The organism is Nocardioides sp. NBC_00368 (assembly GCF_036090055.1).
Taxonomy (GTDB): Bacteria; Actinomycetota; Actinomycetes; order Propionibacteriales; family Nocardioidaceae; genus Nocardioides.
In genome coordinates this window covers 3,732,940-3,748,037 of the sequence record NZ_CP107970.1, presented here as the reverse complement: position 1 = coordinate 3,748,037, position 15,098 = coordinate 3,732,940, and the positions used below count along the sequence as shown (strand labels likewise).

Annotated in this window: 11 protein-coding genes; 6 read left to right on the top strand and 5 right to left on the bottom strand. The window is 70.2% G+C overall.

Features of this window, described 5'->3' with window-relative positions:
* Position 1: 1 nt before the first annotated feature.
* Genes OG984_RS17830 through OG984_RS17820 form a run of 3 tightly spaced genes read right to left on the bottom strand, consistent with a single transcriptional unit; the run spans position 2 to position 2,798 of the window.
* Positions 2 to 757, bottom strand: a complete 756-nt coding sequence (locus tag OG984_RS17830; protein WP_328527570.1) for an ABC transporter ATP-binding protein — start codon at positions 755 to 757, stop codon at positions 2 to 4.
* Positions 754 to 1,722: an ABC transporter substrate-binding protein gene (locus OG984_RS17825; RefSeq protein ID WP_328527569.1), complete on the bottom strand. Its 969-nt coding sequence runs from the start codon at positions 1,720 to 1,722 to the stop codon at positions 754 to 756. Before OG984_RS17825 ends, OG984_RS17830 begins: the two co-directional genes overlap by 4 nt.
* A 17-nt stretch (positions 1,723 to 1,739) precedes the next feature.
* Complete coding sequence (locus OG984_RS17820) at positions 1,740 to 2,798, bottom strand: FecCD family ABC transporter permease (protein WP_328527568.1); 1,059 nt, start codon at positions 2,796 to 2,798, stop codon at positions 1,740 to 1,742.
* Between the two features lie 127 nt (positions 2,799 to 2,925).
* Here OG984_RS17820 and OG984_RS17815 point away from each other — a divergent pair, with 127 nt between their 5' ends.
* Together OG984_RS17815 and OG984_RS17810 are read left to right on the top strand one after the other, a co-directional pair.
* A complete protein-coding gene (locus OG984_RS17815; RefSeq protein WP_328527567.1) occupies positions 2,926 to 4,158 on the top strand; it encodes a geranylgeranyl reductase family protein in 1,233 nt (410 codons plus the stop codon).
* Positions 4,158 to 5,096: an NUDIX domain-containing protein gene (locus OG984_RS17810; protein ID WP_328527566.1), complete on the top strand. Its 939-nt coding sequence runs from the start codon at positions 4,158 to 4,160 to the stop codon at positions 5,094 to 5,096. Before OG984_RS17815 ends, OG984_RS17810 begins: the two co-directional genes overlap by 1 nt.
* Before the next feature lie 387 nt (positions 5,097 to 5,483).
* Here OG984_RS17810 and OG984_RS17805 read toward each other — a convergent pair whose 3' ends face one another.
* A complete protein-coding gene (locus tag OG984_RS17805; RefSeq protein ID WP_328527565.1) occupies positions 5,484 to 6,443 on the bottom strand; it encodes an ornithine cyclodeaminase family protein in 960 nt (319 codons plus the stop codon).
* 17 nt (positions 6,444 to 6,460) lie between these two features.
* A complete protein-coding gene (locus OG984_RS17800; protein WP_328527564.1) occupies positions 6,461 to 7,819 on the bottom strand; it encodes an MFS transporter in 1,359 nt (452 codons plus the stop codon).
* 151 nt (positions 7,820 to 7,970) lie between these two features.
* Here OG984_RS17800 and OG984_RS17795 point away from each other — a divergent pair, with 151 nt between their 5' ends.
* From OG984_RS17795 to OG984_RS17780, 4 genes are all read left to right on the top strand, one after another.
* Positions 7,971 to 10,772 (top strand): FAD-binding and (Fe-S)-binding domain-containing protein, encoded by a 2,802-nt coding sequence (locus OG984_RS17795; protein WP_328527563.1) that lies wholly within the window; start codon positions 7,971 to 7,973, stop codon positions 10,770 to 10,772.
* Between the two features lie 213 nt (positions 10,773 to 10,985).
* Positions 10,986 to 12,197 carry a class I SAM-dependent methyltransferase gene (locus tag OG984_RS17790; RefSeq protein WP_328527562.1) on the top strand — a complete coding sequence of 404 codons (1,212 nt, stop codon included), beginning with the start codon at positions 10,986 to 10,988 and terminating at the stop codon, positions 12,195 to 12,197.
* Positions 12,194 to 13,174 (top strand): hypothetical protein, encoded by a 981-nt coding sequence (locus tag OG984_RS17785; protein WP_328527561.1) that lies wholly within the window; start codon positions 12,194 to 12,196, stop codon positions 13,172 to 13,174. The genes OG984_RS17790 and OG984_RS17785 overlap by 4 nt, the downstream gene beginning before the upstream one ends.
* A 178-nt stretch (positions 13,175 to 13,352) precedes the next feature.
* On the top strand, positions 13,353 to 15,014 hold the full coding sequence (locus OG984_RS17780; protein WP_328527560.1) for an IS1634 family transposase: 1,662 nt from the start codon (positions 13,353 to 13,355) through the stop codon (positions 15,012 to 15,014).
* Positions 15,015 to 15,098 lie beyond the last annotated feature (84 nt).

Below are 15,098 nucleotides of genomic sequence, written 5' to 3'. Positions count from 1 at the left end.
ATCAGCTCGAGGGGCGGAAGAGGAGGTGGATCTCCTCGCGCAGCTCGAGCCGCTCGACACCGATGCCGTAGACCGGCTCCAGGATCTCGGGGCGGAGCACCTCGTCGACGGTGCCGCGCGCGGCGACCCGGCGCTGGTCGAGCAGCACCAGGTCGTCGCAGTAGCGGGCCGCCAGGTTGAGGTCGTGGAGTACCACGATCGCGGTGGTGCCGAGCTTGCGGACTAGCGAGAGGATCTCGTGCTGGTAGCGGATGTCGAGGTGGTTGGTCGGCTCGTCGAGGAGCAGGTGGGTCGCCTCCTGGGCCAGCGCCCGGGCGATGAGCACCCGCTGTCGCTCGCCCCCGGAGAGGGCGGCGAAGGAGCGCGGACCGAGGTGGGTGCCGCCCACGCGCTCGAGGCAGTCCGCGGCGATCTCCAGGTCGTGCTCACCGGCTCTGGCGAAGGCGGACAGGTGCGGCGTACGTCCCAGCAGCACCATCTCGCCGGCGGTCAGAGACGTGTCGGTGCCGGACTCCTGGACGACGACGGCCATGCGGCGGGCGACCTCCTTGGCGGGGAGCCCGGCGAGGTCGTCGCCGTCGATCTCGACGGTGCCGCTGCCGCGGAGGGCGCCGTAGAGCATCCGCAGCAGCGTGGTCTTGCCGCTGCCGTTCGGTCCGATCAGACCCAGGACGCGGCCCTCGTGGGAGTCGACGTCGACGTCCTCGAGGATGGTCGTGGCGCCGTACGTCCAGGACAGCCCGTCGGCCTCGATCACTGCCCGAACCTGTCGATGATCCGCTCCAGGCCGTCGACCGAGAGGGCCGAGGGAGGCTCGGTGAAGTTGAACAGCTGGGCCATCACGTCGCCGTTCCTGACCGCGGTGAGGTCCTCGGCGCCGGCGAGCCGGGTGATCGACTCCTCGACCTCGGCCGGGTCGCCGGCGTTGTGGAGCAGGATGATCACGTCGGGGTCGCGCTCGAGAAGATCCTCGGTCGAGACCTCGAAGACCCGCTCGTCGACGTCGGCGAAGATGTCCTCGAACCCGGCCGCCTCCAGCTGCGGGTGGGCCATCGACCGCGTGCCGTAGGCGTAGGTGACGCCGCCGCCGACGGTGGGGTAGAGAACCGCCGCCGTTCGCCCCTCGCCGACCTTCTTCGTCTCCAGCTCGGTGACGCGTCTGCGCAGGTCAGCGACGGCCTTGGCGGCCTCGTCCGTCTTGTCGAAGACTCGGCCGTAGGCCTCGAGCTGGCTGTAGACGTCGTCGAAACCGGGATCGTCGACGCCCTCGGGGCACATCGCCGGCTCCTCGAGCAGGTCGATGTCGACGGCGTCGAGGGTGTCCCGGGAGAGGTTGTCGACCTCGCCGAGGACCAGGTCGGGCTCCTCGGCGATCACGACCTCCTTGGAGATCTGCAGGTGGCCGCTGGTGTCCATCTCGTCGGTGAGGAGCGGGATGTCGTCGAGCTCGGCCTGGGTCTCGGCGTCGTAGTATTCGGCCGGGTACTCACCGGCCCGGGCCACGACCTGGTCCATCACGCCGAGCGCGTGCAGGTAGGGCACCGCGGAGCTCTTCAGCATCACGATGCGGTCCGGCGGGGCGTCGAAGGTGACCTCGGCGCCGCAGTTCTCGATGGTGACCGGGAAGCCGTCCTGGGCGGCCTCCGTGCCGGCGGCATCGGCGCCGCACGCGGTGGTCGTGGCCAGCACGAGGGCGGCGGTGGCGATCGTGGGGCGGATCATTCGTGGCTCCTGAGGGGTCAGACGTCGCGCGCCGAGAAGCGCCGGATGAGGACGATGAGGAACGGGGCTCCCAGGAGCGCGGTGACGATCCCGATCGGGATCTCCTGGGGCTGGAGCAGGACGCGGGCGAGCACGTCGGCCCAGACCAGCAGGATCGCGCCCATGAGCGCGGCCGCCGGGACGGCGACGGCATGGGCGGAGCCGACGGCCCGGCGGGCCAGGTGTGGCACCACCAGGCCGACGAAGCCGATGCTGCCGGCGGCCGAGACGACCACGCCGACGGTCAGTGCCACCACGACCAGCAGCAGCGTGCGGAAGCGGTCGGGGGAGATGCCGAGCGTGTGGGCGGTCTCGTCACCGATGGCGAGCGCATCGAGGCCGCGACCGGACAGTGTCAGCAGGATGATCGTGGCGATCACCGCGACCGCCACGACGGCGAGCAGACCGTCCCACTGGGCCAGGCCGAGCGAGCCGAGCAGCCAGAACATCACCGACCGCGCGCCCTCGGCCGAGCCCGAGGCGAAGATCAGGAAGCTGGTCAGGCCGTAGAGCAGGTAGCCGACCGCGACCCCGGAGAGCAGCAGTCGCAACGAGGTGACCCGGCCGCCGCTGCGTGCCAGCGCGAACACCAGGAACGATGCTGCGAGAGCACCGAGGAAGGCGGAGCCCGGCAGGGCGTACGCCCCGAGCCCGGTGCCCGCGCCGAACAGGATCGCCGCTGCGGCCCCGCTGGAGGCGCCGGAGTTGATCCCGAGCAGGTAGGGGTCGGCGAGCATGTTGCGGACCATCGCCTGCAGCGCCATGCCGGTGACGGCCAGGCCCGCACCGACCAGTGCGCCGAGGAGGACGCGGGGGAGGCGTACCTTCCACACGATCGCCTCCTCGGTGGCCCTCCAGCCGGCCTCGGGCAGGCCGAGGAGGTGGTGGCCGAGGATCTGGGCGACCGTCCCCGGCGTGACGTACGCCGCGCCCAGCCCGACCGCGACGACGACCGTCGCCACGGCGGCTGCCAGGAGGCCCAGGAGCCAGATGACGGCGCGCCGGCGACGGCGACGTACGCCGAGAGGGTCGTGCACGTGGGGGCCTTCCGAGACTGCGTCGAGGACTAATGCGAACAACTTGCAATAACCTAGCAGGCTCCCGCTCCGGGCGGAGGTGAGGGTTCTCTGACCGGCGGTGTGGTGGGTCTGGGAAGATATGCGCATGACGTCGTCCCTTCCGCAATCAGCTGACGTGCTCGTCGTGGGGGCAGGGCCTGCGGGCTCGGCCGCGGCGGCGTGGCTGGCGCGCGCCGGGGTCGATGTCCTGCTGACCGACGCCGCGGTCTTCCCGCGCGACAAGACCTGTGGTGACGGTCTGACCCCGCGTGCGACCCACGAGCTGATCCGGCTCGGCCTGGAGGACTGGCTGCGGGCGCACCCCGTCTCGAAGGGCCTGCGGGCGCACGGCTTCGGCCAGACGCTGCACCTGCCCTGGCCCGGCGGCACGCTGCCGTCCTGGGGGTCGGCGGTGCCGCGCACCGAGCTCGACGACCATCTGCGCACCGTGGCGATCAAGTCCGGCGCGACCGCGGTCGACGGCGTCCGCGCGGTCGACGTGCGCTGGGACGGCGAGCGAGTCGCAGCCGTCGTCTTCGAGGGCGGTCGCGAGGTCGCGTGCCGGTCGGTCGTGGTGGCAGACGGCGTGCGCTCGCCGCTGGGCAAGGTGCTGGGCCGCGAGTGGCACCGCGACACCGTCTACGGCGTCGCCGGGCGGGCCTACATCGCCTCCGACCAGGCCGACGACGAGTGGATCTCCTCCCACCTGGAGCTGCGCGACGAATCCGGCGAGGCGCTGCCCGGGTACGGTTGGATCTTCCCGCTCGGATCGGGTGAGGTGAACATCGGCGCGGGTGCGCTGGCCACCTCCAAGCGGCCCGCGGACGTCGCGATCAAGCCGCTGATGCGCCACTACACCGAGCAGTGCCGCGACCAGTTCGGGCTGAAGGGCGACCTGCGGGCGGAGAAGTCCGCGCTCCTGCCGATGGGCGGTGCGGTCTCCGGCGTCGCCGGCGCCAACTGGGCGCTGATCGGCGACGCTGCCGGCTGCGTCAACCCGCTCAACGGTGAGGGGATCGACTACGGCCTCGAGACCGGGCGGATGATCGCCGACGCCATCGTCGCGGGCGAGGACCTGGCCACCGCGTGGCCGGCGACCCTGCGCGAGCACTACGGCGAGGCGTTCTCCATCGCCCGCCGCCTGGCCGGGATCGCGACCCGTCCGCGCCTGGTGTCCACGCTCGGACCTGCCGGAATGCGCTCCGACTGGCTGATGACGCTCGCCCTGCGATGGATGGGCAACCTGGTCACCGACGAGGACCGCGACCGGGCCGCCAAGGTGTGGCGCTGGGCCGGTCGCCGCTCCATCTCTCTCGACTCCCGACCTCCGTTCAGCTGATGGCGACGCGGAATCGGGGCCGCGGCGGGCGGCGACGCAAGCTTCCGAAGGTGCAGCGGGTGGGGGCGTACGCCGTCATCATCCGGGCCGGCGCGGCGGCCGAGCCGGAGATCCTGCTCAGCCGGCTCTCGGAGAAGGTCACGCCGGAGGAGCGCTGGACGCTGCCGGGTGGCGGGATCGACCACGGCGAGGACCCGCGCGACGCGGTCGTGCGCGAGGTCTACGAGGAGGCCGGGGTGCCGGTCGAGGTCGGCGTCGAGGCGCGGGTCTACTCCGCCCATCAGGCCAAGGCCTGGCGCCTGGGCCGCCGGGTCAACTCCCATGCGATCCGGATCGTCTACGACGGCTGGGTGCCCCACGACGCACCCGAGCCGCAGACGATGGAGGTCGACGGGTCCACCGCGGAGGCGGCCTGGGTGCCTCTCGCGGCGGTGGTGAGCGGCGAGATCCCGACGTCCCCGCTGGTCACCGATGCCCTCGAGGTGCACAAGCCGGCACGGATGCAGCGGCTGGCGGCGTACGCGTTCATCACGCGGGATGCCGACGACGCGATCCTGCTCACCCGGATCTCGCCGCTCGGCTATCACTCGGGCTCGTGGACGCTGCCCGGTGGCGGGGTCGACTTCGGAGAGCAGCCGCGCGAGGCGCTGGTGCGCGAGGTCGTCGAGGAGTGCGGCCTGGCCTGCGAGGTCGGCGTCCTGCTCGACGTGCACGACGTGAACATCACCGGCACCGCTCCCAGCGGTCGTCACGAGGAGTTCCACGGCGTCCACCTCATCTTCGCCGCGACCGTCGCCGACGGCGCGGAGCCGCGGGTGGTCGAGGAGGGCGGCACCACCGACGACGTACGTTGGGTGACCCGTGATGAGCTGGGGAGCCTGCCGCTCCTCGACGTGGTCACCGCGGCTCTCGAGGCCGAGAAGAAGGCAGCCTCTTAGTCGTTGCGGCCGCGGCGTACGGCGCCGGAAACGCATGCGAATGAGCGGCGGTCACGTCGCAACTGGACCCGGTTCGGCCGAGGTGTATCTCGGGCGGGCAGATCGGTCCCGGCGGTGAACGAAAGTTCGTTCACGGGTCTGGGGTGGATGAAAGTTCGTTCACGGGTCTGGGGTGGATGAAGATTCGTTCACGGGTCTGGGGGTGGATGAAAGTTCGTTCACGGGTCCGGGGTGGATAAAGATTCGTTCACGGGTCTGGGGGTGGATGAAAGTTCGTTCACGGGTCCGGGGTGAATGAAGATTCGTTCACGCTCCCACGCGAAAGGAAAGTTCGTTCGCTCTGGGGTCAGGGGCCCGGCCCGTCCTCTCGGGCTCGCGGCATCGCTCCTAGCCCCGGTCGGCTTGGGTGCCGACGCCGTTCTCCTCGGCCGCGGCCAGGATCACCGCCGCCGCGGCGGCATCCTGGACACCGACGCCCACGGAGAAGTAGGTGACGATGTCGGCGGCACCGCGGTCGAGGGTGGCAGTGCCGGTCAGGAGAGCACCGAGGTCGGCGATCCGATCGGTGTCGACCGCCCCGGAACCGACTGCTTCGACGACCGGGCCGGAGTCGGTGAGCGCCGACGCGCGGTAGTCGACGACGACCGTGGAGCGGGCCAGCAGAGTCGGCGGCAGCTCGACGCGGTCGGGGGCGAAAGAGCCGACGCTGGCAACGGTGGTGCCGTTGGTGACCCAGGCGTCCTCGATCACGGGGGTGAGGGACGAGGTGCAGAGGACGATGATGTCGGCGCTGCGTACGGACTGCTCGAGATCCTCCTCCGCCACGGCACCGTGCGACCCGGCGACCTCGGCAGCGGCTAACGGGTTCCGGCCGAAGATCCGCAGCTCGGCGTCGGGGTGCGTCACTGCGAAGGCGTCGAGGTGGGCGCGGGCCTGGGCGCCGGTGCCGACGACGAGAACGGTCGCGGCGGAGGGCGCGAGCTGCTGCATGGCGAGGGTGGTCGCGGCCGAGGTGCGGAGGCCGGTGACGCTGTCGCCGTTGATGATCGCGCGCGGTGCGCCGGTCTCGGCGTCGAGGACCGTGATGACCGAGTGCACCGCGCCCAGCCCACGGGCCTTGTTGGCGGGGTTGACGCTGCCGAACTTGCTCACCGCCGGGGCGTCGGGCGCGATCCGGGAGGAGTAGCAGAACGAGACCGACTCCTCGGGCCCGGCGACGAGGAGCCGGGGAGGCTGGACGGCCTCCCCGGCTCCCAGTCGGGTGAACGCCTCGCGCTGGGACTCCAGCGCGAGCTGCGGCGTGAAGATGTGGCGTACGTCGGTGGCGGAGAGGATCCTGACGGTCACTCCGCCACCGTAGACCGTCAGACGGTGGCCTTCTCCGCGGTCTCCTCGAGGGCGATGTCCTTCGTCTCCTTGCCGATCAGCAGCGAGATGAGGGTGATCACCGCCATCACGGAGAGGTAGACGCCGACCAGGACGGGCGAGCCGTCGGCCTGCTTCCACAGCGCGACCGCGATGAACGGCGCGACCGCGGCACCGAGGATCGAGGCGACGTTGTAGGAGACGCCGGAGCCGGTGTAGCGGACGCTGGTCGGGAACAGCTCGGGCAGCAGCGCGCCCATCGGCCCGAAGGTCAGGCCCATCAGGGAGAAGCCGACGACGAGCCAGAGGAGCACGCCCGGGGTGCCCGCGTCGACCAGCGGCACCCAGGTGAGGCCGAAGACGATGATCCCGAGGGTGACCGCGATCAGCAGACGGCGGCGACCGAAGCGCTCGGCGAGCGGCCCGGAGACCATGGTGAAGATGCCGAAGAAGATCACGCCGAAGATCAGCATCAGCACGAAGGTCGTGTAGCCGTAGCCCAGGCCGGGCACCGGGAGGTCCTTGGCGGCGGTGCCGAACGACAGCGAGAACGCGGTCATCAGGTAGAAGAGGACATAGGTCGCCAGCATGAAGAAGGTGCCGAGGACGAGCTGCTTGCCCTGGTTGCGCACGACCGAGGCCAGCGGGACCTTGCGGACCAGGCCGGCGTCCTGGCTCTTGGTGAACACGTCGCTCTCGACCAGGCGCAGCCGGACCCACAGACCGACGATCACCATGACCGCGGAGAAGAGGAACGGCACCCGCCAGCCCCACGCCAGGAAGGCGTCGGACGGCTTGGTCGGGTCGGCACCCTCCGCGGAGAGCAGCGCCGCGATGGTGAGGAACAGGCCGTTGGAGAGGATGAAGCCCAGCGGCGCGCCGAGCTGCGGGAACGTACCGAAGATGGCGCGCTTGCCCTCCGGCGCGTTCTCGGTCGCGACCAGGGCCGCGCCGCTCCACTCGCCGCCGAGCGCGAAGCCCTGGGCCAGGCGCATCAGCACGAGCAGCGCGGTGGCGACCCAGCCGACCGTCTCGTACGTCGGGAGCACGCCGATCAGGAAGGTGGCGATGCCCATGGTGAGCAGCGAGATCACCAGGGTCGTCTTGCGGCCGAGCCGGTCGCCGAGGTGACCGAAGAAGATGGCACCGACCGGGCGGGCGACCATCGCGGCGCCGAAGACGGCGAAGCTCGCCAGGAGCGCGGTGGTCGGGTCGCCGGCCGGGAAGAAGAGGGCGGGGAAGACGAGGACGGCTGCGGTCGCGTACGCGTAGAAGTCGTAGAACTCGATCGTCGTCCCGATGAGACTGGCGACGAGCACGCGGGAGCGTGGGTTGGCCGGTGCGGGGGTGGCGGACATGGTCTCTCTCCGAGGTCTGGATTGGGCCCGCCTCTCGCGGGTCGTCCCATTATATGAGAGGACGATATCGCTCCATGAGACGGGTTCGGGTTGTGGTCGTCGTCGGTGGGCGCTGGTCGGCGGTGGCCTCGGGGTCTGTGACAATGAGCGGGTGAATGCGACTGCCTCGGATCTGGTGAATGAGCTGCGCAACCAGGGGATCAGCCGGGTCGACGACTCGCCGCTGGCCCGGGCGCTCTACTCCAGCGACGCGAGCCTCTACCGGGTCGTGCCGTCCGTCGTCGTGCGGCCCCAGTCCCGCGACGAGCTGATCGGGGTGCACTCGGTGGCTCGATCCGTCGGGGTGCCGGTGACCATGCGGGGTGCGGGCACCTCGATCGCCGGCAACGCGGTCGGCTCCGGGATCGTCGTGGACACCCGGGACCTGCGGACCATCTACGAGATCGACCCGGAGGCGCGGACGGCGCGGATCGATCCGGGCGTCGTGCACGCCGATCTGCAGCGCGCCGCCGCTCCGCACGGGCTGCGGTTCGGGCCGGACCCGTCCACCCACACCCGCTGCACCATCGGCGGGATGATCGGCAACAACGCCTGCGGCAACCGTGCGCTGGGCTACGGCCGCACCGTCGACAACATCGAGGCGCTGACCGTGCTCTTCGGCAACGGCGAGCAGGCGGTCTACGCCGACGGTGTCTCCTCCGGGGAGACCGCCGAGCGGCTCCAGGCGCTCGTCGGTGCCAACCTCGGACACGTGCGCACCGAGTTCGGCCGCTTCGGGCGCCAGGTCTCGGGCTACTCGCTCGAGCACCTGCTGCCCGAGAAGGGCGGCCGGGTCGACCGGTTCCTGGCCGGGACCGAAGGCACCTTGGCGACCATCCTGGAGACGACGGTGCGACTCGTCGAGGACTCGCCCGGACGCCTCCTGCTCGTGCTCGGTTACCCGACGATGGTCGAGGCGGCCGACGCGGTACCCACGCTCCTCCAGGTGGCGCCGGGGCGGCTGATCGCCTGCGAGGGGATGGACGCCAGGATCGCCGATCTGGTGCGCGCCAAGGGCCGGGCGGTTCCGGACCTGCCCAAGGGCGCCGGCTGGCTGATGGTCGAGGTCGCCGGGCAGGACGCTCCTGACCTGGTGAAACGCCTCGCTGCCGAGTCGGGGGCGCTCGAGTCCCGGGTGGTCGTCGATCCCATCGAGGCGGCCGCGCTGTGGCGGATCCGTGAGGACGGCGCCGGTCTGGCCGGCGTCTCGTTGCCGACGCCCGCCCACTCCGGCTGGGAGGACGCGGCGGTCCCGCCGGAGCACCTCGGCGCGTGGCTGCGGGACTTCGAGCGGATCCTGTCGGACTTCGGTCTGCACGGCTATCCCTACGGACACTTCGGCGACGGCTGCATCCACTGCCGCATCGACTTCCCCTTCGCACCGGACTCGCCGGAGTCGGCGCAGGTGTTCCGGGAGTTCATGACCGCGTGCGCCACCCAGCTGGTCACCTACGGCGGGTCGCTCTCGGGCGAGCACGGCGACGGGCGGGTGCGCTCGGAGCTGCTGCCTCTGATGTACGACAAGACATCGATCGAGCTCTTCGAGCAGGTCAAGGGCATCTGTGACCCGTCCGACCTGCTCAACCCGGGCAACATCGTGCGGCCCGCGTCGATCACCGACGACCTGCGTCCGGTGCGCCCTCGCGCGCTCCCGCGGACCGGGCTGCGGCTCATCCACGACTCCGGTGACCTGGGTGCGGCCGTGCACCGCTGCACCGGCGTCGGCAAGTGCGTGGCGCCGAAGACCATCGGGGTGATGTGCCCCTCCTACCTCGCCACGCGCGAGGAGAAGGACGCGACCCGTGGGCGCGCCCGGGTGCTGCAGGAGGCGCTGGACGGCTCCCTCGTCGACGGGCTCGGCGACCCCGCGGTCGGCGAGGCGCTCGACCTGTGCCTGGCCTGCAAGGGGTGTGCGTCCGACTGCCCCACGGGCATCGACATGGCGACGTACAAGTCGGAGGCGCTCTACCAGAAGCACGACGTCCTCGGGGAGCGGCGGCCGCGCTCGCACGCTCTTCTCGGCCAGCTGCCGAAGTGGGCCCGGCTCGCGGCGCCGTTCACCCAGGTGGCCAACGCCTCGTTGAAGGTGGGCCCGTTGGCGAAGATCGCCAAGAAGACCGCCGGCATCGACCAGCGGCGCTCGATCCCGGCGTTCGCGCCGAAGACGCTGAAGCGGTCGGCGCCGGTCGCTCGCCTCGGCGCCGAGACCCCCGATGTATGGATCTGGGCCGACTCCTTCACCGACCACTTCTTCGCGCAGTCCGGTCACGGTGCGATCAGGTGGCTCCAGTCGCAGGGCCTGGACGTACGCGTCATCGGCGACAAGGCCTGCTGCGGCCTCACCTGGATCACCACCGGTCAGCTCGACGATGCCCGGAAGATCATGGAGAAGACGGTCCGTACGCTGGCCCCCTATGTCTCCTCCGGTGTCCCCGTCGTCGGGCTCGAGCCGTCCTGCACCGCGACGCTGCGTTCCGACTCGGTGGAGCTCTCGGCGCTGCCCGAGGCCGAGGTCGTACGTGACGGGATGCTCACCTTCGCCGAGCTGGTGACCCGGTTGGCGGGCGAGGGGCGTGTGAAGCTGCCCGACCTGACCGGGGTCGAGGTCGTCGCGCAACCGCACTGCCACCAGCACGCCGTCCTCGGCTGGACGGCCGACGAGGCGCTCCTGAAGCAGGCCGGCGCGACGGTCACCAAGGTCTCGGGCTGCTGCGGTCTGGCCGGCAACTTCGGCGTCGAGGAGGGGCACTACGAGGTGTCGGTCGCGGTCGCGGAGACGCATCTCCTCCCGGCTGTCCGGTCGCATCCCGACGCGGTCGTACTCGCCGACGGGATGTCGTGTCGTGTCCAGCTCGACGACCTCGCCTCGGTGCCGACCATGCATCTCGCCGAGCTGTTCGCGTCGCGGGTCTGAGGTGTAACACGCTGTTCGTAGGACTACTCGCCCTATCGGAACGACCGGATAGTTCCACGAACGACGTGTTACACGTGCGGCGGCGGTCGTGGATGGGGGTCGTCGACCGAGGCGCGCCTAGACTGAAGCGGTGAACCCGCGTTACCGCCGAATGATCATTCCCGGCGCGCTGGTCGCCCTTCTGCTGGTGGTCGTCATTGCCGGGGTGCTGAATTGAGCAGGGAGTCCGAACCGCTGCTGCGAGCGCTGAACCGGATGCGATCGGTGATCCTCGATTCCGAACAGCTGGTCAAGGCGGTCGCGTCGGGCAAGCAGCGCGGCACGGTGCCGAAGTGGCGTCGCGCCGAGATCCGCTACGTCGACCTCAAGGCCGGGCGACACCTGCAGATCACGACGTACGACGCGACCCAGGCGTTCACCGCGAACCATCCCGTAGGAGATAGTTCGTCACTGGACGATCTTCTCGACGAACCGTTCGCCAACTGGATCGTGACGACCGCGACCGAGCAGACCCAGATCCAGGCGAAGACGCCGACGACCGCGCTCGTCTCGACCACCGAGCTGACCGCGCCGGTCGAGGTCGAACGCGGCCACGACCAGGCGAAGGAGCGGCTGCTGCCGGAGTCCGACCCGGTCTTCCGGGTGCTCGGTCTCTCCGACAAGGACGGGAAGCTGAAGCCGTCGCGCCAGGCGAAGTACCGTCAGGTCGAGGAGTTCCTGCGCCAGCTCGACGCGGCCCTGACTGACGCGATGAAGTCCGGCAAGGTCCGCCGGCCGACCGCCGAGGAGCCGCTGCGGATCATCGACCTGGGGGCCGGCAACGGCTACCTGACCTTCGCCGCCCAGCGCTACCTCACCGAGGTCCGCGAGCTGCCCGTCGTCGTCACCGGCGTCGACGTCAAGGAGCAGTCGCGGGAGCACAACTCGAAGATCGCGGCCGAGCTCGGAGTGCATGCCGAGTTCGTGGCCGGGACGATCGAGGGCGTCCAGCTGGACGAGAAGCCCGACGTGGTGCTCGCCCTCCACGCCTGTGACACCGCCACCGACGACGCCCTCGCCCGGGCGATCGAGTGGGAGGCGCCGCTGGTGCTCGCCGCGCCGTGCTGCCACCACGACATCGCCGCCCAGCTGCGCAAGGCCCCGACCCCGGCGCCCTACTCGATGCTCACCCGCCACGGCATCCTCCGCGAGCGCTTCGCCGACACTCTGACCGACGCCCTGCGCGCGAGCCTGCTGCGCCTGGCCGGCTACCGCGTCGAGGTGGTGCAGTTCGTGGAGAGCCAGCACACCCCGCGCAACACCATGCTCCGCGCGATCCGCACCGGCTCGCCGGTCAAGGGCGGCTCGGTGAAGAAGGAGTACGACGACCTCGTGGCCGAGTGGGGCGTACGTCCGAAGCTCGGCGAGCTGCTCGCCGACCGATGAAGGCGGTCGTCGCCGCCGCGGGCGCACTCGGACTGCTGCTGATCTCGTCCGTTCCCGCGCACGCCGCCGGCGACGACGTCCTCTTCTCCTTCTCCGACCCGACGATCAGCGAAGCCAGTGCGCTGACCCCGCTCGGGAAGGGGCTGTTCGCCACCACCAACGACTCCGGCGACAGCGGCCGCGTGTTCACCGTCGACTCGAGCGGTGCCACGGTCGGGGTGACCCACTGGGCTGCCGACCCGGTCGACGTCGAAGGGCTCGCGCCCGCGGGCGGCAAGCATGTCTGGGTCGGCGACATCGGCGACAACAACAGCGTCTGGGACTCGATCAGGATCGCGAAGGTGCGGGTCGGGCGGGGTGAGCGCACCGTCTCACCGACCGTCTACGAGCTCGTCTACCCCGACGGCCCGCACAACGCGGAGTCGCTGCTGGCCCATCCCGACGGTCAGGTCTTCGTCGCCACGAAGGACTGGGGAGGTGGGCGGCTCTACGCAGTCCCGAAGCGTCTCGACCCCGACGGCCCCAACCAGCTGAAGGAGGTCGCCCCCGTCATCCCGATGGCCACCGACGGTGCCTTCTTCCCCGACGGCAAGCACCTGGTCGTACGCGGCTACTATTCCGCCACGATCTACGACTGGCCCTCGATGGACCGAGTCGGCTCGTTCCGGACGCCTGACCAGGAGCAGGGCGAGGCCGTCGGCGTCACCGCCAAGGGCGAGGTCGTCGTGACCAGTGAGGGCATCCGGGCAGAGGTGATCCGCGTCGACCCCGACCTGGTGAGCGACGTGCTCGGCGACGAGCGGTCTCCGACCGCTGATCCGACCCCGTCCGACGAGGCCGAGCCGGCGGGTGGCGACGAAGCCGAGAACGAGGACAGCGGCAAGGACGGCGACTCGAACTCCGGCGGCTCGCTGGGGCCGGTCGCGCTCGTGGCGCTCGCCGTCGCTGCGTACTTCATCTTCCGCAAGCGCTCCTGACGCCGAGTCGGCGCGTCTGTCTCAACCGCATCGGGACATTTGCGCCGACTCGGGCACTGTTCTTCCTGACTTGGCTCACCGGTCGGGGATGGGCGGGACGAGATGTCGCTGACCTGCGGGTATGGATGACGCTTAGTACGTTTTCACGCACTAAGCGGGCGCGGTCTAGGGTCGCGGGGTGGCGTTCATTCGGCGGGTGAGGACCGGGTCGGGTGCCACCGCGGTCCAGATCGCTGAATACGCCGGCGGGCGTCAGCGGATCGTGAAGCACCTTGGTTCGGCGCACACTGATGCCGAGCTCGGGCTCCTGCTTGAACAGGCACGCAGCCTGCTGGCCGATCCCGGACAGGACGCTCTCGACCTGGATGTCGCGCCCACGCCGCGGGTCGCGGAACTCGTGTCCGAACCGGTTGCACAGGGCGTCCTCGACCCGGTTCCACGGCCGGTGAGGGCGCGGCGTGATGAACCCGGTCGGGTCGTGAGCACTGACTCCCGACTCCTGCACGAGACCCTCGCGACGGTCTTCGACAGTTTGGGGTTCAACATCCTCGACGATCCGGTCTTCCGCGACCTGGTGATCGCCCGGATCGTAGAGCCGACCTCACTGCTTGACACCGGGCGCGTGTTGAAGGACCTGGGCCGAACCCCAGCCAGCTACGCGACGATGAAGCGCACCCTGAGCCGCGCACACGCCAAGACCAAGCCCGCGACGACGGGCGGCGCGAAGAAGGGCAGCAGCTACCGCGACCAGATCGCGACCGCCTGCTTCGCTCACGCCGCCACCCGCGGCGACATCAGCCTGATCCTCTACGACGTCACCACTCTTTACTTCGAGGCAGAGAAGGAAGACGAACTGCGCAAGGTCGGCTACTCCAAGGAACGCCGCGTCGACCCCCAGATCGTCGTGGGCCTGCTGGTCGACCGACGCGGGTTCCCGCTCGAGATCGGCTGCTTCGAGGGCAACAAGGCCGAGACGCTCACGCTGATCCCGATCGTGAAGCAGTTCCAGACCCGGCACGGGCTGGCTGACATCGTGATCGTCGCCGACGCCGGGATGCTGGCAGCCACGAATCTGCGCGACCTGGACGAGGCTGACCTGCGGTTCATCGTGGGATCGCGAGTGACCAAGGCACCCAACGATCTGGAGTCCCACTTCCGCTGGCACGGCGACGCCTTCACCGACGCCCAAGTCATCGACACCATCACCCCACGCACCGGGCACAAGATCGAGAACGACCCGAAGCAGAAGGCCGAACCGGTCTGGGACCCCGAGCACCATCCCGGCTCGTGGCGAGCGGTGTGGGCCTACTCGACCAAGCGCGCAGTGCGCGACAACCGGACGCTGACCCTGCAGGAGAACAAGGCCAAAGCCGTCGTCGCGGGCGAGAAGGCCGCCCGCACGCCCCGGTTCGTCAAGACCCGCAACGGCGCTGCCGAGCTTGACGAGGCATCGCTGGCCCGAGCCCGGCGACTGGTCGGGCTGAAGGGCTACGTCACCAACATCCCCGCCACGGTGATGCCCGCCGGCGAGGTCATCGCCAGCTACCACGCCCTATGGCAGGTCGAGCAGTCCTTCCGGATGTCCAAGACCGACCTCCGCGCCCGGCCGATGTTCCACCACACCCGCGACGCGATCGAGGCCCACCTCACCATCGTGTTCACCGCGCTCGCGGTCAGCCGCGAGGTCCAAGCCCGGACCGGGCTCGCCATCCGCAACGTCGTTCGCCAACTACGGCCACTGCGGTCCGCGACCATCGCGATCAACGGCACCCAGCAGACCTTCGCCCCCATCATCCCCGAACCACAGCAAGCCATCCTCGACGCGCTCGAGCACGCCTAACCTCACGCACTAACCACTTGAGCCAACTCAGGGGGCCGGTCGCGCTCGTGGCGCTCGCCGTCGCTGCGTACTTCATCTTCCGCA